This is a genomic window from Streptomyces sp. NPDC000404, from assembly GCF_040300365.1.
GTDB classification, from domain to species: domain Bacteria; phylum Actinomycetota; class Actinomycetes; order Streptomycetales; family Streptomycetaceae; genus Streptomyces; species Streptomyces ramulosus.
The window spans coordinates 235,800-261,048 of record NZ_JBEPDN010000009.1 but is presented as its reverse complement, the minus strand read 5'-3'; the positions used below and the strand labels follow the sequence as shown (position 1 = coordinate 261,048).

General features: G+C 74.7%; 21 protein-coding genes. 11 read left to right on the top strand and 10 right to left on the bottom strand.

Annotation, left to right across the window (positions count from 1 at the left end):
* Positions 1–84 precede the first annotated feature (84 nt).
* Positions 85–423 carry an LAETG motif-containing sortase-dependent surface protein gene (locus ABT345_RS19565; protein WP_345089929.1) on the top strand — a complete coding sequence of 113 codons (339 nt, stop codon included), beginning with the start codon at positions 85–87 and terminating at the stop codon, positions 421–423.
* Between the two features lie 58 nt (positions 424–481).
* Here ABT345_RS19565 and hutH read toward each other — a convergent pair whose 3' ends face one another.
* The 5 genes from hutH to ABT345_RS19540 all read right to left on the bottom strand — a co-directional run bounded on the left by hutH (position 482) and on the right by ABT345_RS19540 (position 7,027).
* Positions 482–2,020: a histidine ammonia-lyase gene (gene hutH, locus ABT345_RS19560; protein WP_345090084.1), complete on the bottom strand. Its 1,539-nt coding sequence runs from the start codon at positions 2,018–2,020 to the stop codon at positions 482–484.
* A gap of 181 nt (positions 2,021–2,201) precedes the next feature.
* A complete protein-coding gene (locus ABT345_RS19555) occupies positions 2,202–3,449 on the bottom strand; it encodes a GGDEF domain-containing protein (RefSeq protein WP_345089932.1) in 1,248 nt (415 codons plus the stop codon).
* 238 nt (positions 3,450–3,687) lie between these two features.
* The gene (locus tag ABT345_RS19550) at positions 3,688–4,476 is read right to left on the bottom strand and encodes an enoyl-CoA hydratase/isomerase family protein (RefSeq protein ID WP_345089935.1); all 789 of its coding nucleotides are present in this window, start codon (positions 4,474–4,476) and stop codon (positions 3,688–3,690) included.
* A gap of 157 nt (positions 4,477–4,633) precedes the next feature.
* Positions 4,634–5,896 carry an adenylate/guanylate cyclase domain-containing protein gene (locus tag ABT345_RS19545; RefSeq protein WP_345089938.1) on the bottom strand — a complete coding sequence of 421 codons (1,263 nt, stop codon included), beginning with the start codon at positions 5,894–5,896 and terminating at the stop codon, positions 4,634–4,636.
* Positions 5,897–6,082: 186 nt separating this feature from the next.
* The gene (locus ABT345_RS19540) at positions 6,083–7,027 is read right to left on the bottom strand and encodes a biotin--[acetyl-CoA-carboxylase] ligase (RefSeq protein ID WP_345089941.1); all 945 of its coding nucleotides are present in this window, start codon (positions 7,025–7,027) and stop codon (positions 6,083–6,085) included.
* Positions 7,028–7,157: 130 nt separating this feature from the next.
* On the opposite strand from ABT345_RS19540, the gene ABT345_RS19535 reads away from it, so the two are divergent.
* The 4 genes from ABT345_RS19535 to ABT345_RS19520 all read left to right on the top strand — a co-directional run bounded on the left by ABT345_RS19535 (position 7,158) and on the right by ABT345_RS19520 (position 10,025).
* The gene (locus tag ABT345_RS19535) at positions 7,158–8,747 is read left to right on the top strand and encodes an acyl-CoA carboxylase subunit beta (RefSeq protein WP_345089944.1); all 1,590 of its coding nucleotides are present in this window, start codon (positions 7,158–7,160) and stop codon (positions 8,745–8,747) included.
* Between the two features lie 24 nt (positions 8,748–8,771).
* Positions 8,772–8,978, top strand: coding sequence for an acyl-CoA carboxylase subunit epsilon (locus ABT345_RS19530; protein WP_345089947.1), 207 nt, complete (start codon positions 8,772–8,774; stop codon positions 8,976–8,978).
* Positions 8,979–9,142: 164 nt separating this feature from the next.
* Positions 9,143–9,271: a morphogenic membrane protein MmpB gene (mmpB, locus tag ABT345_RS19525; protein ID WP_345089951.1), complete on the top strand. Its 129-nt coding sequence runs from the start codon at positions 9,143–9,145 to the stop codon at positions 9,269–9,271.
* A gap of 142 nt (positions 9,272–9,413) precedes the next feature.
* Positions 9,414–10,025, top strand: a complete 612-nt coding sequence (locus ABT345_RS19520) for a Maf family protein (protein ID WP_345089954.1) — start codon at positions 9,414–9,416, stop codon at positions 10,023–10,025.
* 174 nt (positions 10,026–10,199) lie between these two features.
* Here ABT345_RS19520 and ABT345_RS19515 read toward each other — a convergent pair whose 3' ends face one another.
* Positions 10,200–10,667: a hypothetical protein gene (locus tag ABT345_RS19515; protein ID WP_345089958.1), complete on the bottom strand. Its 468-nt coding sequence runs from the start codon at positions 10,665–10,667 to the stop codon at positions 10,200–10,202.
* A gap of 500 nt (positions 10,668–11,167) precedes the next feature.
* Here ABT345_RS19515 and ABT345_RS19510 point away from each other — a divergent pair, with 500 nt between their 5' ends.
* Entirely contained in the window at positions 11,168–12,937 is a 1,770-nt protein-coding gene (locus ABT345_RS19510) for an acetyl/propionyl/methylcrotonyl-CoA carboxylase subunit alpha (protein WP_345089961.1), read from the top strand.
* A gap of 131 nt (positions 12,938–13,068) precedes the next feature.
* Here the strand turns inward: ABT345_RS19510 and ABT345_RS19505 are convergent, their stop codons facing one another.
* The gene (locus ABT345_RS19505; RefSeq protein WP_345089964.1) at positions 13,069–14,253 is read right to left on the bottom strand and encodes an alpha/beta hydrolase; all 1,185 of its coding nucleotides are present in this window, start codon (positions 14,251–14,253) and stop codon (positions 13,069–13,071) included.
* Between the two features lie 336 nt (positions 14,254–14,589).
* On the opposite strand from ABT345_RS19505, the gene ABT345_RS19500 reads away from it, so the two are divergent.
* Both ABT345_RS19500 and helR read left to right on the top strand, forming a co-directional pair.
* Entirely contained in the window at positions 14,590–15,207 is a 618-nt protein-coding gene (locus tag ABT345_RS19500) for a TetR/AcrR family transcriptional regulator (protein ID WP_345089967.1), read from the top strand.
* 405 nt (positions 15,208–15,612) lie between these two features.
* Positions 15,613–17,784 (top strand): RNA polymerase recycling motor ATPase HelR, encoded by a 2,172-nt coding sequence (gene helR / locus ABT345_RS19495; RefSeq protein ID WP_345089970.1) that lies wholly within the window; start codon positions 15,613–15,615, stop codon positions 17,782–17,784.
* 78 nt (positions 17,785–17,862) lie between these two features.
* Here helR and ABT345_RS19490 read toward each other — a convergent pair whose 3' ends face one another.
* Together ABT345_RS19490 and ABT345_RS19485 are read right to left on the bottom strand one after the other, a co-directional pair.
* Positions 17,863–18,819 carry a DeoR/GlpR family DNA-binding transcription regulator gene (locus ABT345_RS19490; RefSeq protein WP_345089973.1) on the bottom strand — a complete coding sequence of 319 codons (957 nt, stop codon included), beginning with the start codon at positions 18,817–18,819 and terminating at the stop codon, positions 17,863–17,865.
* Positions 18,820–19,055: 236 nt separating this feature from the next.
* The gene (locus ABT345_RS19485; RefSeq protein WP_345089976.1) at positions 19,056–20,501 is read right to left on the bottom strand and encodes an NAD(P)H-quinone dehydrogenase; all 1,446 of its coding nucleotides are present in this window, start codon (positions 20,499–20,501) and stop codon (positions 19,056–19,058) included.
* A 114-nt stretch (positions 20,502–20,615) separates the two neighbouring features.
* On the opposite strand from ABT345_RS19485, the gene ABT345_RS19480 reads away from it, so the two are divergent.
* The 3 genes from ABT345_RS19480 (at position 20,616) to ABT345_RS19470 (ending at position 23,924) form a co-directional block, all read left to right on the top strand.
* Positions 20,616–21,053 (top strand): gamma-glutamylcyclotransferase family protein, encoded by a 438-nt coding sequence (locus tag ABT345_RS19480; RefSeq protein WP_345089979.1) that lies wholly within the window; start codon positions 20,616–20,618, stop codon positions 21,051–21,053.
* Between the two features lie 162 nt (positions 21,054–21,215).
* Complete coding sequence (locus ABT345_RS19475) at positions 21,216–22,037, top strand: purine-nucleoside phosphorylase (protein ID WP_345089984.1); 822 nt, start codon at positions 21,216–21,218, stop codon at positions 22,035–22,037.
* Positions 22,038–22,244: 207 nt separating this feature from the next.
* Entirely contained in the window at positions 22,245–23,924 is a 1,680-nt protein-coding gene (locus ABT345_RS19470) for a phospho-sugar mutase (protein WP_345089987.1), read from the top strand.
* Positions 23,925–24,403: 479 nt separating this feature from the next.
* Here the strand turns inward: ABT345_RS19470 and ABT345_RS19465 are convergent, their stop codons facing one another.
* On the bottom strand, positions 24,404–25,027 hold the full coding sequence (locus ABT345_RS19465; protein WP_345089990.1) for a PH domain-containing protein: 624 nt from the start codon (positions 25,025–25,027) through the stop codon (positions 24,404–24,406).
* Positions 25,028–25,249: the final 222 nt, after the last annotated feature.

The window sequence follows — 25,249 nt, the reverse complement described above, 5'->3', positions numbered from 1 at the left end:
GGCCTGACTTTCCCGCGACCCGCGGCGGTCACTAACATCTGAGGTCAGCGGCCAATTCGCCGGACCTGCAAGGGGGATTGTTCTGTGACCGCACGCCGACCACTGCTGACCGCCGCAGCCGCGGGGTCGGTGCTGATCGCCCTGTGGTTCGTCCCGTCCGCGCATGCGATCGTCGACGCCCCGGACACCGGCCCGCGGACCACCGCCGCCACCGTCTCGAACGGCGGTACGCGTGGCTCCGATGCGGTGACCGCCGATCGGAGCGCTCCGGCCCCGCGGCCCGACGGCACGTCCGCCCGCTCCCTCGCCGAGACCGGCTCCCCCGACACCACGCCGTACGTCATCGGCGGCGCCGCCTGCCTGGCCCTCGGCGCCGGACTGGTCAGCTACTCGGTGCGCCGCAGCCACGGCGGGGCGCTCTAGGCGTACGGATTCCGGCGGCCGCCCCTCGGGAGCGGCCGCCGAAGTCGTACTTTCACACTCAGGCCAGCGGCCCGGTGACCGTCTCCGCGGCGGTGATCAGCGCGCCGGAGCGGACGAACGCATGGGCGCGCTCCAGGTCGGGCGCGAGGAAGCGGTCGCCGCCGGGGCCCGCGATGCCGGCCTCGCGGGCGGCGGCCACCACGGCACGGGTGGCGGGCGACGGCCGCCCGCCGCCGCGCAGCTCCACCGCGCGGGCCGCCGCGTACAGCTCGACGGCGAGGATCCGGGCGAGGTTGTCGACGGCGGTCCGCAGCTTGCGCGCCGCCGACCAGCCCATGGAGACGTGGTCCTCCTGCATCGCGGAGGACGGGATGGAGTCCACGGAGGCGGGCGCCGCCAGCCGCTTCATCTCGCTGACCAGCGCCGCCTGCGTGTACTGAGCGATCATCAGCCCGGAGTCCACACCAGGGTCGTCGGCGAGGAAGGCGGGCAGGCCGTGCGAGCGGTTCTTGTCCAGCAGCCGGTCGGTGCGGCGCTCGGCGATGGAGCCGAGGTCGGCGGCGGCGACGGCGAGGAAGTCCAGCGCGTACGCGACGGGCGCGCCGTGGAAGTTGCCGTTGGACTCGACCCGGCCGTCGGGAAGGACCACCGGATTGTCGACGGCGGCGGCCAGTTCGCGGTCGGCGACCAGCCGGGCGTGGTCGATCGTGTCCCGGCCGGCACCCGCGACCTGCGGGGCGCAGCGGATCGAGTAGGCGTCCTGGACGCGCGGCGCGTCGTCCTGGTGGTGACCGGTGAGGCCGGAACCGGCCAGGACCTTGCGCATGTTGGCGGCGGCCGCGGCCTGGCCGGGGTGCGGCCGGATGGTGTGCAGCTCGGGCGCGAGGACCTTGTCGGTGCCGAGCAGCGCCTCCAGCGAGAGCGCGGCGGTGATGTCGGCGCAGGTGTAGAGCCGGGCGAGGTCGGCGCAGGCCATGACCAGCATGCCGAGCATCCCGTCGGTGCCGTTGAGGAGCGCCAGCCCCTCCTTCTCGCGCAGCGCCACGGGAGCGATGCCGTGTGCAGCGAGAAGATCGGCGGCGGGCGCCACGGTGCCGTCGGGGCCCTCGGCGTCGCCCTCGCCCAGCAGCGTCAGGGCGCAGTGCGACAGCGGCGCGAGATCGCCGGAGCAGCCGAGCGAGCCGTATTCGTGGACGAGCGGGGTGATCCGGGCGTTGAGCAGCGCGGCCATCGTCTCGACGACGACCGGGCGGACGCCGGTGTGCCCGGAGGCGAGGGTCTTCAGACGCAGGAACATCAGCGCGCGGACCACCTCGCGCTCGACGTACGGGCCCATTCCGGCGGCGTGCGAGCGGACGATGTTGCACTGGAGGCGGGCCCGCAGATCGGGGCTGATGTGGCGGACGGCGAGGGCGCCGAAGCCGGTGGAGACGCCGTAGACGGGGTCGGGCCGGGCCGCGAGGTCGTCGATCACGGCACGGGAGGCGGCGACGGCCGTGAGGGCGTCCTCGGAGAGCGCGACCCGGGCGGCGCCGCGGGCCACGGCGAGGACGTCCTCGGCGGTCACGCCGGACGTCCCGAGCACCACAGTGTGCATATCCATATTCACGAACAGTAGAGAGTGAATCCCGGGATGTCACCACCTTGCGCCCCGCCGTCCCCGCTTCTCTCCGGAGCCCCAACCGCCCCTTGCGGACCGGCCGTTACGGGGCCGGACCGCAGGCCTCCGGGCCGGCCGGCCGCGGCCCGTCCCGCGACCGCGGCGCCCCGCACCGCCCTCACCTGCGAAACCGCCGTCGCTCCGTGCCCGGCCGCCGCTCCGGGGTGTCGGCGAGGCGGACGACGGGGTCGGCGGCGCCGCCGTGCCGGCCGGCCACCACCGGCTCCCGGGCGCGGGCGGCCTTCGCGCGGTACTGGGCGGCGTCGGCGAGGCGGAAGAGGCGGCGGGCGGTGCGCACCGGGCCGATCGGGTCGCCGGTCGAGGCGACACCGACCGCGACGCCGTCGCCGAGTCCCAACTCCGCTGCTTTCAGGCAGAGTTCGGCGGCTACCTCGACCACGTCGTCGGGCGGCGGGCCGACCGCGAGGAGGCAGAACTCGTCGCCGCCGAGCCGGGCGGCCAGCGTGCCGGGCAGCCGCGCGCCGCAGAGCGAGAGGACCGAGCCGAATCGTTCCAGCAGCCGGTCGCCGACCGCATGGCCGCGCGAGTCGTTGACCTGCTTGAGGCCGTTGAGATCGCAGACCACCAGGCTGACCACGGCCGCCTCCCGGCGGTGCGCCTCCAGCGCCTCGTCCAGCCGCATGTCGACGGCGCGGCGGTTGGCCAGCCCCGTCAGCGCATCGGTGAAGGCCAGCCGCCGGGCCTCCGCCAGCCGTTCGGTCTGCGCGATCCCGGCGGCGGTCACCGCGGCCAGCACCGTCGCGAACTCCGCGTCCGCCGCCCCGAACACCGGCTCGCCCGCCGCCCGCGCCACATACAGCTCGCCCCACGCCCGCCCGCGCAGCACCAGCGGCGCCACCACACAGCAGCCCCGGCCGCGACGGCGCAGCGCGGCCACCCGCCGCCGGTTGGCGCTTCCGCCGCGCCCGCCGCCCTCCGGCGCCGCGGCCGTCACCTGCGCCGGGGCGGAGGACAGCGGCGCGTCCTGGGGGCGGGCCGCCGCGGGCACCACGCCCAGCGGCGCGCCGCTCACCGCGCAGGGCCCGTCGGCGCGCTCCACCCAGGCGTCGGGCCCGCCGGCGGGCGTCCGCCGCTCGTGCGGGAGGCCGACGATCTCCGGGAACTCGTGCACCGGATACGACTCGTCCTCCGGGAACTCCTGCTCGCCGTCGGCGAGTTCCCCGACGTTGACCAGCACCCGCAGCTTTCCCCGCTCGCGCTCCCACTTCGAGATCGCGGCGAAGGAGCCGCCCAGGGCCAGCCGTACGCTCTCCGCCGCGGCGTGCGCGGATTCGCGTGGTGTGTGCGCCGCCGCCATCGCCTGCGCCAGCTCCACCACGGCCCGCAGCCTCGCATCGTCCGTCACCGGGCCCTCACATTCCGTAACCGTGAGCACACTCTGTACTACAGCGTAGGAATGTTTAACCCGTTTCGCCCCTTACGCGCGGCTCCCACACGGGGAGGTCATCCTCACCCACGGTGATCTACGCCCACGGCGATCCACGCCGCCCGCGGGGACGGCGGGGCGGACCGGGCGCGGGACGGCGGGCACCGGGGGCGCGGAGCGGCGGGTCGGGCGCCCCCGCACCGCCGCGCCCCGTGGCTCACTCCCCGGGCCAGTCCGGCTCCCGCTTCTCGTTGAACGCCGCGACGCCCTCGGCGCGGTCGCCGGAGAAGGCCACGCTGCGCCAGGCGGCGTCCTCGACCTCCAGCCCGGCGCGCAGGTCGAGGCCGTGCCCCAGCCGCATCGCCCGCTTCGCGGCGCGCAGCCCCACCGGCGAGTTCCGCGCGATCCGGGCGGCCAGCTCCAGCGCCTCGGCCCGGTCCGTGCCGACGTCCGCGAGCTGATCGACCAGCCCCAGCCGGACGGCCTCCTCGGCGCGCACCCGGCGGGCGGTGAAGACGAGTTCGGCGGCGCGCGCCGCCCCCACCCGGCGCGGCAGCAGCTGCGTACCGCCGCCCCCGGGGATGACGCCCACCGACACCTCGGGCAGCCCGACCACCGCGCTGCCGTCCGCGACGATCAGATCGCAGGCCAGCGCCAGCTCGAAGCCGCCGCCGAGCGCGTAGCCGTGCACCGCGGCGACGGTGGGCTGCGGCAGCTCCAGGACGCCGGTGTAGGCGGCGCGGGTGCGCGGGCGCTGCCGCAGCAGGTCCGCGTCGGTGAAGGAGTTGCGCTCCTTGAGGTCGGCGCCGACGCAGAACGCCCGCTCATGGGTGGAGGTGAGGACGACCGCCCGGACGGCGGCGTCGGCGGCGAGCGAGGCGCACGCCTCGGACAGCGCGTCGGCCATCGCCGTCGAGACCGCGTTCATCGCCTCGGGCCGGTCCATGACCAGCTCCGCCACGTAGCCGTGCCGCTCCACGCGGACCCATTCGCCGAACCGCTGCATACGACCCTCCCGGTGTTAACGACCGTTGATTCGGTTCCGCCGGGATCATGTCAGCTCGGCGCGGGCGGGAACAGGGCCGATCGGCCCCAAGGGGACGCGCGGGCGCCCGGAGCGCCCCGGAGGACGCCGCGCCCGGGACCTGCCCGGACGCGCCGCCTCACCCGCGCCGGGTCAGCTGCCAGGGCTCGATGACGCCCAGCCCGCGCACCGGCCGCTGGTACATCGGCTGGAGCGCGAAGCGGTACGTCGGCAGCTCCGGCGTCAGCCCGCTCGCCGCCGCCTGGGCCGCCGCCTTCTCGGCCGCCGCGGCCGCCGCCTCGGAGACCGGGGCCTCGCCGGTGCGGCCCAGCTCCTCCGCGAACGCCTGGTCCACGAAGACGGCGTCCTTCGGCGCTATCGACGTCAGCCGGCTGGCGAGGTTGACGGTCGTGCCGAACACATCGCCCATCCGCGTCGTGACGGTGCCGAAGGCGATGCCGACGCGCAGCTCCGGCATGGTCTCGTCGTGCGTCATCGTCTCGATGAGCCGCAGCCCGATCTCGGCGGCGACCCCGGCGTCGTCGGCGGAGAACAGCACCTCGTCGCCGAGCGTCTTGATCAGCCGGCCGCCGTGCGCCGCGACCAGGTCGGAGCAGGTGGTCTCGAACGCCTCGACCAGCTCGCCCAGCTCCTCCTCCTCCAGGCGCCGGGTCAGCCGGGTGAAGCCCACGAGGTCGGCGAAGCCGACGGCGAGCCGCCGGTCGACCATCTCGTCGTCGTCCTGCGCCCGCACGACCCGCCCGGTGGCGGCCGCCAGCTGGCGCCGCCAGACGTACACCAAGAACTCCTCCAGCTCCGGCAGGAGGAGTTCGACCAGCGGGTAGGTGATCTCCGTACGGGTCATCCCGGAGTCCTGGGGCTCGGTGAGGCCCTCCAGGAAGGAGTCGATCTGCCAGTCGGCGAGCCGGGCGGTGGTCTGGCCCGTGGAGCGCGCCACCTGGACGGCCATCGCCTCGCTCAGCAGCCCGGCCTCGACGAGACCGGCCAGCCGCCGCAGCGCCAGCACATCGGCCTCGGTCAGCGCCTTGACCTGCCCGATGTCGGCGAAGCCCATGGCGCGCCAGAACCGGGCCGCCAGATCCATCGAGACCCCGGCGCTGCGGGCCGCCTGGAACGGCGTGTAGCGGCGGTCGGCGCCGAGGATCAGCTGTTCCAGGCGGATGGCGATGGTGTCGTCGGGGTCGGCGGCCGCGGTCGGGCCGCCGCCCGGCGCGCCGGGGGCCGCCCCGGGCAGGGGCTCGTCCGGGGCGGCGGGGGCCGCCGCGTCGCCGGGGCCCCGCTCACCGGGGCCGTCGTCGGATGCGGCGTCGCCGGAGCCCGTGGCGACTCCGTCCGGCGTGGCCGCGCTCTCGGGCGGTCCGCCCGCGTCGCCGGCGGTCATCCGCCGCTCCCTGTCCGCTCCCTGCGCACTGCCCTTCCGATCACTGCTCGCCGGTGGCCCGCTCCCCGGCGGGCCGCCTCAACGATACGGCAGGTGTGCTCTGGCTCACTCTCCCGTGCCCGGTCAGCGGCGTCCGGCCGGCGCCGCCGCTCGGCGTTTCGGCCACCGGCCGCCCCGGCGGAGCGGTCAGCTGTAGCCGCCACCCTCTGTGTCCGGCCGCAGGTGGACGATGTCCCCGGCGCCCACCGGCTGCTGCACGCCGTCCCCGGTCGCGAGGATCAGCCGCCCGTCGCCGTCGAGGGCCACCGCCTCGCCGCGCACCGTCCGGTCGCCGGGCAGCTCGGCGCGGACCGCGCGCCCCAGGGTCGCGCAGCCCGCGGCGTACGCCTCCTGGAGCCCGCTCGCCGCCGGGTCGCCGTCCGCGTCCTGCCAGGCGGCGTACCAGGTCTCCAGGGAACGCAGCACGGCCCGCAGCAGGGTGTCGCGGTCGGTGGTGTGCGCACCGGCCAGGGCGAGGGAGGTGGCGGTGGGCACCGGCAGCTCGTCCTCGTGCAGCGAGACGTTGAGGCCCATCCCCAGGACGATGCCGTCCCCGGCGCGCTCGGCGAGGATGCCGCCGGCCTTCCGCTCGGCGCCGTCCACGGTCAGCAGGACGTCGTTGGGCCACTTGAGTGCGGTGTCCACGCCCGCCGCCCGGGAGAGCGCGGTGGCGACGGCGACCCCGGCGAGCAGCGGCAGCCAGCCCCAGCGCTCCTGGGGGACGCGCGGGGTCAGCACCACGGAGACGAAGATCCCGGAGCGGGGCGGCGCGCTCCAGCGGCGGTCCAGGCGGCCGCGGGCGGCGGTCTGCTCCTCGGCGACGAGCACGGTGCCCTCGGGTGCCCCTTCGGCGGCGCGCAGCGCGAGGTCGGTGTTGGTGGAGCCGGTGGCGTCGACGACGTCGAGCGCGGTCCACAGCGAACCGGGCCGCAGCAGCGCCCGCCGGAGCGCCCGGACGTCGAGCGGCGGCCGCTCCAGATCGCTCCAGCGGCCACCGCCGGCCGCGGCGGACGCGCCCGGCGCGCCGGAGCCGTCCCCGGGCTCCGGCGAGCGGCCGTCTTTGTCCTGGTTTTCCGGCGGTTGAGGTGTCATGGGACCACCCTAGGTGTGGTCAACGACGCACTGCCGCCGAGCACCCCCGCCGATACGCTACGAAGCGGTAGCAAGGCCGTACGTCCCCCCGTACGCGCACCAGTCCAGGACGAGCAGGAGCCGCATCCCGATGTCCGAGCCGGAAGCACACCTCACCACCACCGCGGGCAAACTGGCGGATTTGCAGCGGCGGATCGACGAAGCCACGCACGCCGGTTCCGCCCGCGCGGTGGAAAAGCAGCACGCGAAGGGCAAGTTGACCGCGCGTGAGCGGATCGACCTGCTCCTCGACGAGGGCTCGTTCGTCGAGCTCGACGAGTTCGCCCGGCACCGCTCGACCAACTTCGGGCTGGAGCAGACCCGCCCGTACGGCGACGGCGTGGTCACCGGCTACGGCACCGTCGACGGCCGTCCGGTCGCGGTGTTCTCGCAGGACTTCACGGTCTTCGGCGGCGCGCTCGGCGGGGTCTTCGGCGAGAAGATCGTCAAGGTGATGGACTTCGCGCTGAAGAACGGCTGCCCGGTCATCGGCATCAACGACTCCGGTGGCGCGCGCATCCAGGAGGGCGTGGTCTCGCTCGGCATGTACGGCGAGATCTTCCGCCGCAACACCCATGCCTCCGGTGTGATCCCGCAGATCTCGCTGGTCGTCGGCCCGTGCGCGGGCGGTGCGGTGTACTCCCCCGCGATCACCGACTTCACGGTGATGGTCGACCAGACGTCGCACATGTTCATCACCGGGCCCGACGTCATCAAGACCGTCACCGGCGAGGACGTCGGCTTCGAGGAGCTGGGCGGCGCCCGCACCCACAACGCCACCTCCGGCGTCGCGCACCACATGGCGTCCGACGAGAAGGACGCCGTCGAGTACGTCAAGGCGCTGCTGTCGTACCTGCCGTCCAACAACCTCTCCGAACCGCCCGCCTTCCCCGAGGAGGCGGACCTGGAGACGTCGGACCTGGACCGCGAGCTGGACACGCTGATCCCGGACTCGGCGAACCAGCCGTACGACATGGTCACCGCGATCGAGCACATCCTGGACGACGGGGAGTTCCTGGAGGTCCAGCCGCTGTACGCGCCGAACATCCTCACCGGCTACGGCCGGGTCGAGGGCCACTCGGTGGGCGTCGTCGCCAACCAGCCGATGCAGTTCGCGGGCACCCTCGACATCAAGGCGTCCGAGAAGGCCGCCCGCTTCGTGCGGACCTGCGACGCGTACAACATCCCCGTCCTCACCTTCGTGGACGTGCCCGGCTTCCTGCCCGGCACCGACCAGGAGTGGGACGGCATCATCCGCCGCGGCGCCAAGCTGATCTACGCCTACGCGGAGGCGACGGTCCCGCTGATCACCGTCATCACCCGCAAGGCGTTCGGCGGCGCGTACGACGTCATGGGCTCCAAGCACCTGGGCGCGGACCTCAACCTCGCCTGGCCGACCGCGCAGATCGCGGTCATGGGCGCGCAGGGCGCGGTCAACGTCCTGCACCGCCGCACCCTCGCCGCCATCGAGGACCCCGAGGCCCAGGACGCCCGCCGCCGGGAGCTGATCCAGGAGTACGAGGACGCGCTGCTCAACCCGTACGTGGCGGCCGAGCGCGGCTACGTCGACGCGGTGATCATGCCGTCCGAGACGCGGCGCCACATCGTCCGCGGGCTGCGCGCGCTGCGCAACAAGCGCGAGGCGCTGCCCCCGAAGAAGCACGGCAACATCCCGCTGTAGCCCGCGTCGCAGGAGGTCGAGACCATGATCAAGGTCGTACGGGGCAACCCCACCCCCGAGGAGCTGGCCGCAGCGCTCGCGGTGGTGCAGGTCCGCGCCGCCGCTGCCGGAAGCGCCGAGCCGGAGGCGGCGCCGGTCTCGGAGTGGTCCGATCCGGCGGCGCGCATCCCGGCCCGCCGGACCCCGCACCCGGGCCCGCGCGCCTGGCGCACCAGCTACTGGCCGCGCTGAACCGCTCCCGGGGCGGCGGTGCACCACGCCGTCGCGATGGTTTGTGAGGTACGTCGCATACGCCGCGTTCACCCTGGTCGTCCAGGTGCGGGCGTTCCGCGCTCAAGGGCGCCTGAGTACGCGTACTCAGGCGCCCGGGGCGTGACGGGCGCAGGATCGGAACCATGCTGTGGTCCGATCCGCCCGACGAGCCTCCCGAGGAGCTGCGCCATGCGCAAAAACGGCTCCGCCGGCTGGGTCTGGTGATGGCGGTCGCCTCGATGCTCACCATGGTGCTGGTGGCCGGGCGCTGACGTGTAATCGTTCCCGCCGGCCGGTCCGGGGACCGCTCCACGACCGAGGACGCACCACGGACCGCGGATGGTTGCACCGCCCGTCCCGGCGGTTGTCCACAGGCCCCGCCGCGCCGCTTCGGCGCTCCGTACGATGGCGGGCATGACCGAAGAGCCCCGCCCCCGCCGTCTCGTCCTCGCCTCCCAGTCCCCCGCGCGCCTGGGCCTGCTCCGTCAGGCCGGGCTGGCCCCCGAGGTGATCGTCAGCGGGGTCGACGAGGACGCGCTCACCGCGCCCACCCCCGGCGAGCTGGCCCGGGTGCTGGCCGAGGCCAAGGCCACCGCGGTCGCCGCCCGCCCGGAGGCCGCCGGGGCGCTCGTCATAGGTTGCGACTCGGTGCTGGAGCTGGACGGCCGGGCGCTGGGCAAACCCGTCGACGCCGAGGACGCCACCGCCCGCTGGAAGTCGATGCGCGGCCGCTCCGGCGTGCTGCGGACCGGCCACTGCGTCATCGACACCGCGAGCGGCCGCCGCACCTCCGCCACCGCCTCGACCACGGTCCGCTTCGGCGAGCCGGACGACGCCGAGATCGCCGCCTATGTCGCGAGCGGCGAACCGCTCCACGTCGCCGGCGCGTTCACCCTCGACGGCCGCTCGGCCCCGTTCATCGACGGCATCGACGGCGATCCGGGCAATGTCATCGGCCTCTCCCTCCCGCTGCTCCGCCGCCTGCTGGCGGAGCTGGACGTCCGCATCACGGACCTGTGGGCGTGAGGCCTACGGAGGCGCACCTGTGGGCGTGAGGCGGACGGAGGCGTAAGAGGCGGCGTGCCCCGGGCCGCCCGAGGAGCCGCCGCCCGAGGGGCCGCGGCCCGCCGTCCTGCGGGCTCAGGTCAGGGTGCCCGCACGCGCCCGCCTCCGGGTGCGAGGCGGCCGCACCCGCCGGGCTCACGCCGACGTGGGCGCCGCCGGAGCCGGGCCGCCGCCGTCCGCGTCCGCCTCGCTCACCGGTGCGGCGGGCCGCGGCTCCCCGTACGCCACCAGCGTCGCCACCAGCAGCGCGAGGACGGCCATCAGCCCGGCGAAGGCGGGCCAGCCGAGCATGCCGACGGCGAGGGCGCCGAGCACCGCATGGGCCACGGCGCAGACGATCAGCGCGATCCGGGCGAGGGTGCCGGGCGGGCGGTCGCGGAGCGCGGTGCGCAGCAGCAGCGCCGCGCAGCCGAGGAGGCAGAGCGCGGCGAGGGCGCCGGCGGCCAGTGCGCCCGAGGTCATCGCGCCGGGCCGCAGCCCCGCCAGGGACATCTGCTGCCGGTCGACGACGATGCTCAGGATCCAGTTCAGCAGGACGACGCCGCCCGCCTCCAGGATCAGCACCACGGCCGCCACCGCCGCCACCGGTCTCCGCGCCGCCACCGCAGCCACCTGCTTCCGTCCGTACCGAGCCGCCCTTACCGGCGGGGCCGAGGGGGCGCCCGCCGCCGTGCGCCCGCGCGCTGCGGGCCGTGCCGTGTCACCGCGAGTACAGAAGACAGCGCGCACGCTACTAACGGGTAACGGCGGGGGCAAGAGGCGTGCACGCTCCGGAGGACGGGCGGGCCGGTGCGCCGCCCGGGGGATCGCGGGCGCCGCGCCGAGCGCAAACTTTCCTTCGCCCATTCGTAGGGACTCCACAAAGAATTGACGGTCCGCCGCGCGCGTCGGCGCAGAGACCTAGACCACATCGAGTCGCCCGGTCACCGCCGCGAAACCGGGCCTACCCTGGGCTGTCAGGGGGCTTCGCACCCTCACTGGCGCACGTGCCACGCTCCGTGTGGGGAAGGTCACCTCCGGGAACGGGTCGGCACGCGGTGTCGCCAGTCCCTAAACTCGCTGCGTTCAGTGTGTTGCGGCGTAGCGCCAAGGAAGGACCCATCGTGCGCAAGGTGCTCATCGCCAACCGTGGCGAAATCGCTGTCCGCGTTGCGCGTGCGTGCCGGGATGCCGGGATCGGGAGTGTGGCGGTCTACGCCGACCCGGACCGGGATGCCCTGCATGTCCGCGCGGCCGACGAGGCCTACGCCCTGGGCGGTGACACCCCGGCCACCAGCTACCTGGACATCGCCAAGGTGCTGCAGGCGGCCAAGGACTCCGGCGCGGACGCGATCCACCCCGGTTACGGCTTCCTGTCGGAGAACGCCGAGTTCGCGCAGGCGGTCCTGGACGCCGGGCTGACCTGGATCGGTCCGCCCCCGCACGCCATCCGCGACCTGGGCGACAAGGTCGCCGCCCGCCACATCGCGCAGCGCGCCGGTGCGCCGCTGGTCGCCGGCACCCCCGACCCGGTCTCCGGTGCGGACGAGGTCGTCGCCTTCGCGAAGGAGCACGGCCTGCCGATCGCGATCAAGGCGGCGTTCGGCGGCGGCGGCCGCGGTCTGAAGGTCGCCCGCACCCTCGAAGAGGTCCCGGAGCTGTACGACTCCGCCGTCCGCGAGGCCGTCGTCTCGTTCGGCCGCGGTGAGTGCTTCGTCGAGCGCTACCTCGACCGCCCGCGCCACGTCGAGACGCAGTGCCTGGCCGACAAGCACGGCAACGTCGTCGTCGTCTCCACCCGTGACTGCTCGCTCCAGCGCCGCCACCAGAAGCTGGTCGAGGAGGCCCCGGCGCCGTTCCTGAGCGAGGAGCAGAACGCCGAGCTGTACCGCGCGTCGAAGGCCATCTTGAAGGAGGCCGGTTACGAGGGCGCGGGCACCTGCGAGTTCCTGGTCGGCCAGGACGGCACCATCTCCTTCCTGGAGGTCAACACCCGCCTCCAGGTCGAGCACCCGGTCACCGAGGAGGTCACCGGCCTCGACCTGGTCCGCGAGATGTTCCGTATCGCCGACGGCGAGGAGCTGGGCTACGGCGACCCGGAGGTGCGCGGCCACTCCTTCGAGTTCCGCATCAACGGTGAGGACCCGGGCCGCAACTTCCTCCCGGCGCCCGGCACCGTCACCGCCTTCAACGCACCGTCCGGCCCGGGTGTCCGGCTGGACGCGGGCGTGGAGTCCGGCAGCGTCATCGGCCCGGCGTGGGACTCCCTGCTGGCCAAGCTGATCGTCACCGGCGCCACCCGCGAGCAGGCCCTGCAGCGCGCCGCCCGCGCGCTGAACGAGTTCACCGTCGAGGGCATGGCCACCGCCCTCACCTTCCACCGCGTGGTCGTCAAGGACCCGGCGTTCGCCCCCGAACTGACCGGCTCCGCCGACCCGTTCACCGTCCACACCCGGTGGATCGAGACGGAGTTCGTCAACGACATCCCGCCGTTCGCCGCCACCGGCACGGACGAGGCGGAGGCCGACGCCCGCGAGACGGTCGTGGTGGAGGTCGGCGGCAAGCGCCTGGAGGTCTCGCTGCCCTCCTCGCTCGGCATGCCGCTGGCCCGCGCCGCCGTCGCCGGGGGCGCCAAGCCCAAGCGCAAGGCGGCGAAGAAGTCCGGTTCGGCCGCCTCCGGTGACACGCTGGCGTCCCCGATGCAGGGCACCATCGTCAAGGTCGCCGTCGAGGAGGGCCAGACCGTCGCCGAGGGCGAGCTGGTCGTCGTCCTGGAGGCGATGAAGATGGAGCAGCCGATCAACGCCCACCGCGCGGGCACCGTGAAGGGCCTGACCGCCGAGGTCGGCGCCGCCCTCACCTCCGGCGCCGTCATCTGCGAGATCAAGGACTGACGTCCGGCCGTACGCGACGGAAGGCCCCGGCACGGGTGTGCCGGGGCCTTCCGCATACCCGGGGCCGGCCGGGGCGCGCGCCCGGCCGTGGGGGCGCGCAGGCGAGGTGCGCGCCCCGGCCCGTCCGTCCGCTACGACGCGCCCACCACGTCCTCCGGGAACGTCAGCTCCTTGCTCATCCACCGCAGCGCGGCGGGCAGTTCGCGGCGCCAGGTGGCGAAGTTGTGGCTGCCCTGGTCGAGGAGGACGGCGTCCGCCTGCATCGGCGGCCGGACGGCGGCCAGGAACTCCCGGGCCGCCGGGTAGTTCTTCTCGCCGTGGCGGCTGGTCCCGATCAGCACCGACACCCGCGGCGGCGGCAGATGGCGCAGCCGCCACATCAGATCGTGCTCCTCGCGCCGGCGCACCCGGTCGCGGCCGGCGCCGAACAGATCGCCGGTGGTCGGGTCGGGGGTGACCTTGTAGTCCGGGGAGAGCGCCGCCGCCGCGGTGTACGTCTCCGGGTGGCGCATGGCGAGCTGGAGGGCGCAGCTGCCGCCGGAGGAGTAGCCGAGGACGCCCCAGCCGCCGGGGTCGTGGCCGACCCGGTAGTGGGACCGCAGCGCGTCCGGCACGTCCTCGGCGAAGAACGTCTCGGCCTGCGGGCCCCCGGGCACATCGACACATTGGGTGTCCCGGGGCGGGGCGACGGTGGGCCGCAGCATCACGATGACGGTGGGCTGCACCTCGCCGGAGCGCTGGAGCGCCGCCGCGGTCTGCGGCAGCCGCAGGTGCTGGCCGAGCAGGTAGATGCCGCCCGGATAGCCGCTGAGCGCCACGACGACGGGGAACCGCTGGCGGGCGTAGGCCGCCTGGAAGTACTGCGGCGGCAGGTAGACGTACGCCGGGTCGACCAGCCGGGTCCGCTTGCCGACGATGCGTACGGTCTCCACCTTTCCGTTGACCGCGGGCGGCCCCTTGGGCAGGCCGTGGACCTTGTCGAGCCCTTCCGGGCCGGACGGCTGGACGAGGCCCTGCGCGGGGTCCCCGGCGGGGCCGACGCCCGTGGTGCCGCCCCACTTGGCGACCGCGCCGGGGGCGTCGTCGTAGAGGCCGAGGAGTTCGTGCCAGGAGCCGTAGAACTGGAAGTTGGCGTTGACGGCGAGGGCGAGGGCCGCGACGAGGGCGAGCTGGGTGGCGAGGAGGGAGCCGAGCCGGCCGAGCAGCGCCCGCGGGCCGCGTCCGGCGAAGCGCGGCCACAGCCGGCAGGTCAGCGCGACCGCGGCCAGCGCGGCCAGGACGGTGGCGTACAGCAGCGGGCGGCTGGTGAGCCCCATGACGTCTTCCCCAGGTCTGGGAGGTCCGCGAAGCGCGCGCCCGCGCCGACCCCTCGGTGTGCCGGCGGCCCGGGGCACGTACCGGCCCGGAACACCGTGTTGCGCCAGGTTTGATGGTGTTCGGGGGCGCGTCGTTGCGACCCGCCGCGGTGTTCGGCCAGGTGTCGCCGGACGGCCACCGGGGATTGGGCCACGAGACGCCGCCCGTCCACCGGCCGGGCCCGGGGGGGCGTGCGCGGCGCCCCCGTGCGCCCCGGGCGGGCGGCCGCCGCGGCCCCGGTCAGTGGCATCCTGGAGCCACCGGGCCGGGACCGGCCGGGACGAGGAAGGACGGCGATGGCGACCGAGACGGCAGGGCGGCGGAGCGAGGCGGCGGGCGGCCCGCGGCCCATGCGGGCCGATGCCCGGCGCAACTACGAGCGGCTGCTGGCCGCGGCCCGTACCGCCTTCATCGAGCACGGCACCGACACCTCGCTGGAGGAGATCGCCCGCCGCGCCGGGGTCGGCATCGGCACCCTCTACCGGCACTTCCCGCACCGTACGTCGCTGATGGGCGCGGTCTTCCAGAGCGAGGTGGAGGCGCTGCTGGCGCAGGCGCGGGAGCTGGCGGACGCCCCGCAGCCGTGCCGGGCGCTGGTCGAGTGGCTGCGCGCGATCATCACCCACGCCGGGACGTACCGGGGCCTGTCGCGGGCGCTGATGACGGCGACGGCCGACGAGAGTTCCGGGATGGCGCGGTGCAGCGTGCCGATGCGGGAGGCGGGCGGCGCCCTGCTGGCCCGCGCGCAGCGCGCCGGCGCGGTACGCCCGGACGTCACCATCGGGGATCTGATGCAGTTGACCAACGGCATCGCGCTGGCCGCCGAGGAGTCCCCGGACGACCCGCACCTCGCCGACCGCCTGCTGACCCTCACCCTGACCGGCCTGAAGGCGGACCGCCCGACGGCGGAGTGAACCCCGCGGCCGGCGCCGGCGGACCCACGGGGATGTCCCCAACCGGGCCGTGCGGAAGAGGAGTTGGGAAGGGACGCGGCGCCGTGCGCCTGTCCGTCCGGGCGGCCGATCGGCGAAGGCGATCAGATCCGCAGGTCACGGGGCATACGAACAACCCCGCCGTATACAACGTATAACGCACTGGGGGCCTTGCGGCAAGGCCCCCCTCGTGCCGCAGAATCTCAGGCCGTTGCCGGATCCTGCGGAAATCGGAGATTCACGAAGTGCGTGTGGTGTTGTCGGTTCATGGGCCGTGCGGTGGCGTCGCGCCGCGGAGAGGGCCCGCGCCGTACCCGCAGCGGCCCGGACAGCGGGGACGGGCAACGGCGGCGCCGGTGTCCGCGGCCCCGGAAGGGAGCCGCTGAGATGACGACCCCGATCACCGGCGCGTTCGCGCTGCCCGAACGGCTCGCCGCCAAGGCCGATCCGGCGCTGATCGGCGGCGACGAGCGGCACTTCGCCGCCGTCGCCGCGACGCTGGAGGAGACGATCGCCGAACTCTCCGAGCGGCTCGACGCCGTCCGCCGCTCCCCCGGCGGCCTCGGCCGGGCGGCGATGGACCGGGACACCGAGGTCCACCGGCTCACCGGCCGCCTGCGCACCCTGCGCCGCTTCGGTCTGGACCTCTGCCTGGGCCACTTCGTGCGCGCGGACGACCCCGAGCCGGTCTACATCGGCCGCCTCGGCCTCACCGACGCCACCGGCCGCCGCCTCCTGGTCGACTGGCGCTCCCCGGCCGCCGCCCCCTTCTTCGCCGCGACCCACGCCGACCCGATGGGCCTGGCGCGCCGCCGCCGCTACCGCTGGACCCGCGGCCGGATCGGCGACTACTGGGACGAGGTGTTCACCGCGGACGGCCGCGAGGGCCACGCCGCCCTCGACGACCAGTCCGCCTTCATCGCGAGCCTGGGCGCGGGCCGCTCCGAGCGGATGCGGGACGTCCTCACCACCATCCAGGCCGATCAGCACGCCGTCATCCGGGCCGGTTCGCGCGGTGCGCTCGTCGTCGACGGCGGCCCCGGCACGGGCAAGACCGTGGTGGCCCTGCACCGCGCCGCCCATCTCCTGTACGCCGACCCCCGGCTGGGCCACCGCCGCGGCGGCGTCCTCTTCGTCGGCCCGAGCCGGCCCTATCTCCACTACGTCGCCGACGTCCTGCCCAGCCTCGGCGAGGAGGGCGTCCAGACCTGCACCGTGCGCGATCTCGTCGCCGAGGGGGCGCGGGCGGTGGCCGAGGCCGACCCGGAGGTGGCCCGGCTGAAGGCGTCCGCGGACATGGTGCGGGCCGTCGAACCGGCCGTCGCCCTCTACGAGGAGCCGCCCACCGAGGGGATGACGGTCACCACGCCCTGGTCCACGGTGTGGCTGAGCCCCGCCGACTGGGCCGTCGCGTTCGCCGCCGTCGAGCCGGGCACCCCGCACAACGAGGCGCGCGAGCAGATCCTGGAGGAGCTGCTCACGCTGCTGATCGACAAGCACGGCACGGAAGGCGACGACCTCTCCCCCACGCTGCTGCGCCGCGCGCTGCTGCGGAACCGGGAGCTGATCACCGCCCTGCACCGCGTCTGGCCGACGCTGGAGCCGACCGACCTGATCGGTGACCTCTGGTCGGTCCCCGCCTATCTGCGCCGCTGCGCGCCCTGGCTCGACCGCGACGAGGTGCGCCGCCTCCAACGTGCGGACGCCCACGCCTGGACCGTGTCCGACCTGCCGCTCCTGGACGCGGCGCGGCAGCGGCTCGGCGACCCGGAGGCGTCCCGCCGCAAGCGCCGCCACGACGCCGCCGTCGCCGCCGAACGCGCCCGCCGGGCCCAGGTCATCGAGGGCATCCTGCGGGCGGACGACGACGGCGAGGGCGCCGTGACGATGCTGCACGGCCAGGACCTCCAGGACACCCTGATCGACGACTCCGGGCTGCCGGCCCCCGAACCGGACCTGCTCGCCGGGCCGTTCGCCCATGTCGTCGTGGACGAGGCGCAGGAACTGACGGACGCCGAGTGGCAGATGCTGATCCAGCGCTGTCCGTCCCGCAGCTTCACCGTCGTCGGCGACCGCGCCCAGGCCCGGCTCGGCTTCACCGAGAGCTGGCAGGAGCGGCTGGCCCGGGTCGGGCTCGACCGGGCGACGGTGGCGTCCTTGAGCATCAACTACCGCACGCCGGAGGAGGTCATGGCGGAGGCGGAGCCGGCGATCCGGGCCGCGCTGCCGGACGCCAACGTGCCGGCGTCCATCCGCCGCAGCGGCGTCCCCGTCGTCCACGGCTCCGTCGCGGAGCGGGACGCGGTCCTGGACGCCTGGCTGGCCGCGCACGACGACGGGACCGCCTGTGTCATCGGGGCCGACGGTGACGGCGGGGCGGCGGTCCGGGCACGCCCCCGGGTCCGGGCGCTGACGCCGGAGCTGTCGAAGGGGCTCGAATTCGATCTGGTCGTGCTCGTCGACCCGGAGTCGTTCGGGACGGGCATCGCGGGCGCCGTCGACCGCTATGTGGCGATGACGCGGGCGACCCGGCAGCTGGTGGTCCTCACCCGCCCCTGACGACCGCGCGCCCCGGTGCGCCGGGCGTACTGAGGCCTCCCGGGGCCCCGCGGACGTGCCGCCGGGCCCCGGGACGTCTCAGCGGCGCCGGGGGGCGAGATCGGCGACGCGGGGCGCGTCGCCCAGGGAGGGGGAGCGCAGGGCGGGGGCCGCGCCGCTCGGCGGGTGGTTGCGGCGCTGGCCCGGCAGCGGCACCTCCCGGCGGTGGCCGCGCCGGTCCGCGGGGCCGTCCGTGGTGGTGGCCGCGCCGGCGGCGGTGCCGGTCACGGCGATCTGCACGCCCTGGTCGGCGAGGGCCTGCAGCTCCGTCGCGGCGCGGTCGTCGTGGGCCGGGGGCTCGTCGGTGACCAGCCGGGTGATGAGGTCCGTCGGCACGGTCTGGAACATCGTGTCGGCGCCGAGCTTGGTGTGGTCGGCGAGGACCACCACCTCGCCCGCCGCCTGGACGAGCGCCCGGTCGACGCTGGCGGAGAGCATGTTGGACGTGGACAGGCCGCGCTCGGCGGTCAGCCCGCTGCCCGACAGGAAGGCGCGCGACACCCGCAGCCCCTGGAGGGACTGCTCGGCACCGCTGCCGACCAGGGCGTAGTTGGAGCCGCGCAGCGTTCCGCCGGTCATGACGACCTCGACGCGGTTGGCATGGGCCAACGCCTGGGCGACCAGCAGGGAGTTGGTGACGACGGTCAGTCCGGGCACCCGGGCGAGCCGGCGGGCCAGCTCCTGGGTGGTGGTGCCGGCTCCGACGACGATGGCCTCCCCCTCCTCCACGAAACCGGCGGCGAGATCGGCGATGGCCGTCTTCTCCGCGGTCGAGAGATGGGATTTCTGGGGCAGACCGGATTCCCGGGCGAGACCGCCCGGGAGGACCGCTCCGCCGTGCCGGCGGTCGAGGAGCCCTTCCGCTTCCAGCGCGCGTACGTCCCGGCGTACGGTCACTTCGGAGGTCTGGACGACACGGGCGAGCTCCCGGAGCGACACCGCTCCGTTGGCCCGCACCATTTCAAGGATCAATTGGCGACGTTCTGCAGCGAACACGAAACTGACAGTAACGCCAACGACCGTCTGTTTTCAGCAGGTTGCACCAATTAACGGAAATTGTGCACGCCGTGGGTGACCGAGTGGTATAGAGGGCTCCTGCCCCGAACTCCCGCCCGGCGACGGCGACATGATCGCTGGTCAGCGCCGGGCGCCCGGGATCGCGCCCCGGCGCCCCTCACCCGCGGCAGGCACCCGGGGAACGAACGTTCCCACCCGCCGTCCCCCGAAGGCGGCTACTCGTCTGCCGCCTTACGGGTGTGCAGCTGGCGGGCGACCTCGGCGAGCGAGCCGGACAGCGACGGGTAGACCGTGAAGGCGCTGGCGATCTGCTCGACGGTGAGGTTGTTGTCGACCGCGAGCGAGATCGGGTGGATCAGCTCGCTGGCGCGCGGCGAGACCACGACGCCGCCGACGACGATGCCGGTGCCCGGGCGGCAGAACAGCTTCACGAAGCCGTCGCGGATGCCCTGCATCTTGGCGCGCGGGTTGCGCAGCAGCGGGAGCTTGACGACCCGGGCGTCGATCTTGCCCGCGTCGACATCCGCCTGGGAGTAGCCGACGGTGGCGATCTCCGGGTCGGTGAAGACGTTCGCGGAGACCGTCCGGAGGTTCAGCGGCGTGACCGCGTCGCCCAGGAAGTGGTACATCGCGATCCGGCCCTGCATCGCGGCGACCGACGCCAGCGCGAAGACGCCGGTGCAGTCGCCCGCGGCGTAGACGCCGGGCGCGGAGGTGCGCGAGACCCGGTCGGTGCGGATGTGCCCGGACTCCTTCAGCTGGACCCCGGCCTCCTCCAGACCGATCCCGGCGGTGTTCGGGATGGAGCCGACCGCGACCAGGCAGTGGGTGCCGGAGATCGTCCGGCCGTCGGCGAGCGTCACCTCGACGCGGTCGCCGACGCGCTTGACGGCGGCGGCGCGGGAGCGGGCCATGACGTTCATGCCGCGGCGCCGGAAGACGTCCTCCAGGACGGCGGCGGCGTCCGGGTCCTCGCCGGGCAGCACCCGATCGCGGGAGGAGACGAGCGTGACGCGGGAGCCGAGCGCCTGGTAGGCACCGGCGAACTCGGCGCCGGTGACACCGGAGCCGACCACGATCAGCTCCTCGGGCAGCTCGTCGAGGTCGTAGAGCTGCGTCCAGTTCAGGATGCGCTCGCCGTCGGGGAGGGCATCGGGGATCTCGCGGGGGTGCGCGCCGGTGGAGATCAGCACCGCGTCCGCGATCAGCGTCTGCTCGGTGCCGTCGGCGGCGGTGACCGTGACCTTGCGGGAGCCGTCCGTGGCCTGCCCGGGCTCCAGGCGGCCGCGGCCGCGCAGCACGCGGGCACCGGCGCGGGTGACCGAAGCGGTGATGTCGTGCGACTGCGCCAGCGCGAGGCGCTTGACGCGGCGGTTGACCTTGCCGAGGTCGACGCCGACGACCCGGGCGGGCCGCTCCGGGTCGGGCGTGCCGTCCTCGACGATGATGCCCAGCTCCTGGTACGAGGAGTCGAAGGTCGTCATCACCTCGGCCGTCGCGATGAGAGTCTTCGACGGGACGCAGTCGGTCAGCACCGACGCCCCGCCCAGACCGTCGCAGTCGACGACGGTCACCTCCGCGCCGAGCGAGGCGCCCACCAGGGCCGCTTCGTATCCGCCGGGTCCGCCACCGATGATCACGATCCGAGTCACGCCCTCCATTGTCCCGCACGCCGCGCGGTGCTTCCCGGCGGGGTGCGGCGGGCGGCGGATTTCCCGGCTCCGGATCCCCCGTTCCCCAGGAGCGCGCGGGCCCGCCTCCCGTACCCTCGAACCATGTCGCTCTACGCCGCGTACGCCGGCAACCTCGACGCGCGGCTGATGTCCCGCCGCGCACCGCACTCCCCGCTGCGCGGCACCGGCTGGCTCAACGGCTGGCGGCTCACGTTCGGCGGCGAGCAGCTGGGCTGGGAGGGCGCCCTCGCCACCATCGTGGAGGCGCCGCGCACCCAGGTCTTCGTCGCGCTCTACGACATCGCCCCGATGGACGAGGACTCCATGGACCGCTGGGAGGGCGTCGGCCTCGACATCTACCGCCGGATGCGGGTGCGCGTGCACACCCTCGACGGCGAGGAGCCCGCCTGGGTCTACGTCCTCAACGGCTACGAGGGCGGGCTGCCCTCCGCCCGCTATCTGGGCGAGATCGCCGACGCGGCCGAATCCGCCGGCGCCCCGCACGACTACGTCATGGAGCTGCGCAAGCGGCCCTGCTGAGGCCGGCCGGCGCGCCCACGGGCGCGCCACGCACGACGGCCCCCGGGAGGCGTCCCCCAAAAGGACCACCGGGCCTCCGCGCGCCCCTTCCCACCCGCGCCTTCCGGCCGTGTACGCAGCGGCATCTACGCGCGTAGGAGATTTCCCGCTACCCTCGTCCGCGTGAACGCATCTGTTACCACGGACCCCGCCCGCGACCCGCAGGCCGCCGCCGGGGACGCCGCCGCCCGCCTGCGCGAACTCACCGGCGCCACCAGCCACGACGTCGCCCTGGTCATGGGCTCCGGCTGGGCCCCGGCAGCGGAGGAGCTGGGCGCGCCCGAGCACGAGTTCCCCGTCACCGAGCTGCCCGGCTTCCCGCCGCCCGCCGTCGAGGGCCACGGCGGCAAGATCCGCTCGTACCGCATCGGCGACAAGCGCGCGCTGGTCTTCCTGGGCCGTACGCACTACTACGAGGGCCGCGGTGTGGCCGCCGTGGCGCACGGGGTGCGGACCGCGGTCGCCGCCGGGTGCAAGACGATCGTGCTCACCAACGGGTGCGGCGGTCTGCGCGACGGGATGCGTCCGGGGCAGCCGGTGCTCATCAGCGACCACCTCAACCTCACCGCCACCTCCCCGATCCCCGGCGCGAACTTCGTCGACCTGACGGACCTGTACTCGCCGCGGCTGCGCGCGCTGTGCAAGGAGGTCGACGCGACCCTGGAGGAGGGCGTCTACGCGCAGCTCCCCGGGCCGCACTACGAGACGCCCGCCGAGATCCGGATGCTCCGCACGCTCGGCGCCGACCTGGTCGGCATGTCGACGGTGCTGGAGGCCATCGCCGCCCGTGAGGCGGGCGCCGAGGTGCTGGGCCTGTCCCTGGTGACCAACCTCGCCGCGGGCATGACCGGCGAGCCGCTCAACCACGAAGAGGTCCTCCAGGCCGGCCGCGACTCCGCCACGCGGATGGGCAGCCTGCTGGCCCAGGTGCTCGGCAAGCTCTGAGCCCGGCGGCCGGGGCGGCGGGCCGGGCGGGCACCCCGCGTCCGGCCGGGCCGGGGCGGGCCCCGCCGCCCGGCCCCGCCGCCCGCCCTGGCCCCGTAAGCCACCGGCGCCCGCCCGTCCGTCCGGACGCCGCCCCGGTCCCGTCCCCGCGCACCCCCGGTCCGTCCCGCGCAACCCCGCCCCACCCACCGTCGTCAGGAGCATCACGTGGCCACCGATCCCGCGGAGCTGATCCGTCTCGCCCAGACCTGGCTGGCCGAGGACCCCGACCCGCAGACCCGCGACGAGCTGTCCCGGCTGATCGACGCCGGTGACGTGAACGAGCTGGCCGACCGGTTCGCCGGGACCCTCCAGTTCGGCACCGCGGGGCTGCGCGGGGAGCTGGGCGCGGGCCCGATGCGGATGAACCGCGCGGTGGTCATCCGCGCCGCCGCCGGGCTCGCCGCGTACCTCAAGGGCCGCGGCGACGGCGACGGCCTCGTGGTCATCGGCTACGACGCCCGCCACAAGAGCGCCGACTTCGCGCGCGACACGGCCGCCGTGATGGTGGGCGCGGGCCTGCGCGCCGCGGTGCTGCCGCACCCGCTGCCCACCCCGGTCCTGGCGTTCGCCATCCGGCACCTGGGCGCGGTCGCCGGCGTCGAGGTCACCGCCAGCCACAACCCGCCGCGCGACAACGGCTACAAGGTCTACCTCGGCGACGGCTCCCAGATCGTGCCGCCCGCCGACGGCGAGATCGCCGCGGAGATCGCCGCGATCGGCTCGCTGCACGACGTGGCACGCCCCGCGTCCGGCTGGCAGACCCTGGAGGACGACGTCCTCGCCGCCTACCTGGAGCGGACCGGCGCGGTCCTCACCCCGGGCTCGGCGCGGGGTGCCCGCGCCGTCTACACCCCGATGCACGGCGTCGGCCGGGACACGCTGCTGGCCGCATTCGCCCGCGCCGGATTCCCCGCACCGCTGGTCGTCGCGGAACAGGCCGAACCGGACCCGGACTTCCCGACCGTCGCGTTCCCCAACCCGGAGGAGCCCGGCGCGATGGACCTGGCCTTCGCCACCGCCCGCGCCGCGGGCCCCGGCGTCGACCTCGTCATCGCCAACGACCCGGACGCGGACCGTTGCGCGGTGGCCGTGCCCGCGCCCGGCACCGACGCGGGCTGGCGGATGCTCCGCGGCGACGAGGTCGGCGCGCTGCTCGCCGCCCACCTCGTCAGCAAGCAGGCCGCCGGCACCTTCGCCACCACCATCGTCTCGTCGTCCCTCCTCGCCCGGATCGCCGCCGCCGCCACGCTCCCGTACGAGGAGACGCTGACCGGCTTCAAGTGGCTGGCCCGGGTGGACGGCCTGCGGTACGCGTTCGAGGAGGCGCTGGGCTACTGCGTCGACCCCGAGGGCGTCCGCGACAAGGACGGCATCACCGCCGCCCTGCTGATCACCGAGCTGGCCGCCGAACTGAAGCACTCCGGCCGGACCCTCACCGACCTGCTGGACGACCTCGCGGTCGAGTACGGCCTGCACGCCACCGACCAGCTGTCGGTCCGCGTCGAGGACCTGTCCCTGATCACGAACGCCATGCGCCGCCTGCGCGAGACGCCCCCGGCCACGCTCGCCGGACTCCCGGTCGCCGAGGCCGAGGACCTGGCCCGCGGCACCGCGTCGCTGCCCCCGACGGACGGCCTGCGCTACACGCTCGCCGGCGCCCCGGAGCGCGGCGTCGCGGCCGGCCGCGTCGTGGTCCGCCCGAGCGGCACCGAACCCAAGATCAAGTGCTACCTGGAGGTGGTCCTGCCGGTCGCGTCGCTCGACGCCCTGCCGGCGGCCCGGGAGCGGGCGGCGGAGGTTCTGGCGGAGCTGAAGACGGATCTGGGGCGGGCTGCGGGGATCTGACCTGCGACATCCTTTCGCGCGGCGGTACGGGCCCAGGGTTGGCGGGGCCGTACCGCCGTCGCGATTTCCGGTGGCGGTGGGGGCCTGGGGCGGCTTCGCCGCTGCTGACGTACGGGGGGGGCGGGTAGGCTATGCGGGCTCCCCGCCCCCACCAACTGAAGGAAAAGCAGAGTGTGTTGGGGCAAAGGGGCAGGTGAGGGAGTGTTGGTCCCGCGGGTGCGGGGGTGGTCCGCGCGTTCCTGGATGGCTGCTGCGCCACCGGATGTTGGCCCCGCGGGTGCGGGGGTGGTCCGATGAGCTGCACTCGCACCGAGCCCCACAGGAAGTCGAGCCCCGGGTGCGGGGGTGGTCCCACGACCTAGGTCACGAGGACAGGCACGGCGACGTCGATCCCGCGGGTGCGGGGGTGGTCCCCAGTACCGGATGTGGGCCAAGTTGGCGCAGCGGTCGACCCCGCGCCCGCGGGGGCGAAGCTTCGCCTAAACGGCCGCCATGATCGCCAACCCGATCGCCCCCACCACACAAGGCGCAATCACCCCATACGCCCACCGCACCACCGGCTCCCCGCTCGCGCCCTCGCGGTGGGTCGCCTGTGCCTTGATCTCGCGCAGTTCGTCCATCGTCTGGTCGGCCATGGCGCGCGGCACCGGGCCGGCGTCGCCGCCCAGGACGGAACGGCGCGGTGCCGCTCCGCGCGCCGCCTGGCGGCCCGCCTTCTTGCGCTGGCGGAGCGAGACCGGGACCGCCCAGAGCTGGTACTTGCGGCCGCCGGTGGTGAACACCTCGCAGGAGAACGACGCCCGCAGGTCCTCCACCGCGCCCCAGGGGAGCGTCAGGGTGCGGAACGGGTTGCGGACCAGCAGGCGGTCCTCGCCCGCCTTCACCACGGGGCGCAGCGTGAACGCGGCCACCAGCGGTACGCCGAGCACCAGCGCGAAGAGCGCCGTCAGCTTGGTTTCCGCGGCGCCGCGCACCAGGGCGTCGCCGCCGAGCCAGAGGCCGAGCGCGATCAGCATGGCGCCACCGACCAGGCCCATGGGCGAGCGGTAGCTGCGCTCGGCGTATGTCTGCGGGGCCGTGCTGGCGGATTCCTGGCGCGTCATGCTGCCGATTCTGCCTGACCGTCCGGAAGTCGGACATTGCGTTACGGCATCGGTCGGGCGGAAGGCCCCGGGAGGTGCGGGCGGGCCCGCGCCCCACGACCCGCGCCCGCCGCCCACGGCCCGCGCCCCACGACCCGCGCCCCTGGCCGTACGCTCAAGGCTCCCGCCCCGGCGCACGCCCCGCCCCCGTACGCCCCCGCGCGTTCGACCTTCCCACGGGGG

Excerpts from the sequence above, each read along its gene's own strand:
- ABT345_RS19550 (WP_345089935.1), bottom strand. The coding sequence starts at position 4,476 with ATGCAGCGGTTCGGCGAATGGGTCCGCGTGGAGCGGCACGGCTACGTG.
- ABT345_RS19535 (WP_345089944.1), top strand. The coding sequence starts at position 7,158 with ATGTCCGAGCCGGAAGCACACCTCACCACCACCGCGGGCAAACTGGCG.
- ABT345_RS19465 (WP_345089990.1), bottom strand. The coding sequence starts at position 25,027 with ATGACGCGCCAGGAATCCGCCAGCACGGCCCCGCAGACATACGCCGAG.
- hutH (WP_345090084.1), bottom strand. The coding sequence starts at position 2,020 with ATGCACACTGTGGTGCTCGGGACGTCCGGCGTGACCGCCGAGGACGTC.
- mmpB (WP_345089951.1), top strand. The coding sequence starts at position 9,143 with ATGCTGTGGTCCGATCCGCCCGACGAGCCTCCCGAGGAGCTGCGCCAT.
- ABT345_RS19520 (WP_345089954.1), top strand. The coding sequence starts at position 9,414 with ATGACCGAAGAGCCCCGCCCCCGCCGTCTCGTCCTCGCCTCCCAGTCC.
- ABT345_RS19500 (WP_345089967.1), top strand. The coding sequence starts at position 14,590 with ATGGCGACCGAGACGGCAGGGCGGCGGAGCGAGGCGGCGGGCGGCCCG.
- ABT345_RS19505 (WP_345089964.1), bottom strand. The coding sequence starts at position 14,253 with ATGGGGCTCACCAGCCGCCCGCTGCTGTACGCCACCGTCCTGGCCGCG.
- helR (WP_345089970.1), top strand. The coding sequence starts at position 15,613 with ATGACGACCCCGATCACCGGCGCGTTCGCGCTGCCCGAACGGCTCGCC.
- ABT345_RS19480 (WP_345089979.1), top strand. The coding sequence starts at position 20,616 with ATGTCGCTCTACGCCGCGTACGCCGGCAACCTCGACGCGCGGCTGATG.
- ABT345_RS19485 (WP_345089976.1), bottom strand. The coding sequence starts at position 20,501 with ATGGAGGGCGTGACTCGGATCGTGATCATCGGTGGCGGACCCGGCGGA.
- ABT345_RS19530 (WP_345089947.1), top strand. The coding sequence starts at position 8,772 with ATGATCAAGGTCGTACGGGGCAACCCCACCCCCGAGGAGCTGGCCGCA.
- ABT345_RS19545 (WP_345089938.1), bottom strand. The coding sequence starts at position 5,896 with ATGACCGCCGGCGACGCGGGCGGACCGCCCGAGAGCGCGGCCACGCCG.
- ABT345_RS19540 (WP_345089941.1), bottom strand. The coding sequence starts at position 7,027 with ATGACACCTCAACCGCCGGAAAACCAGGACAAAGACGGCCGCTCGCCG.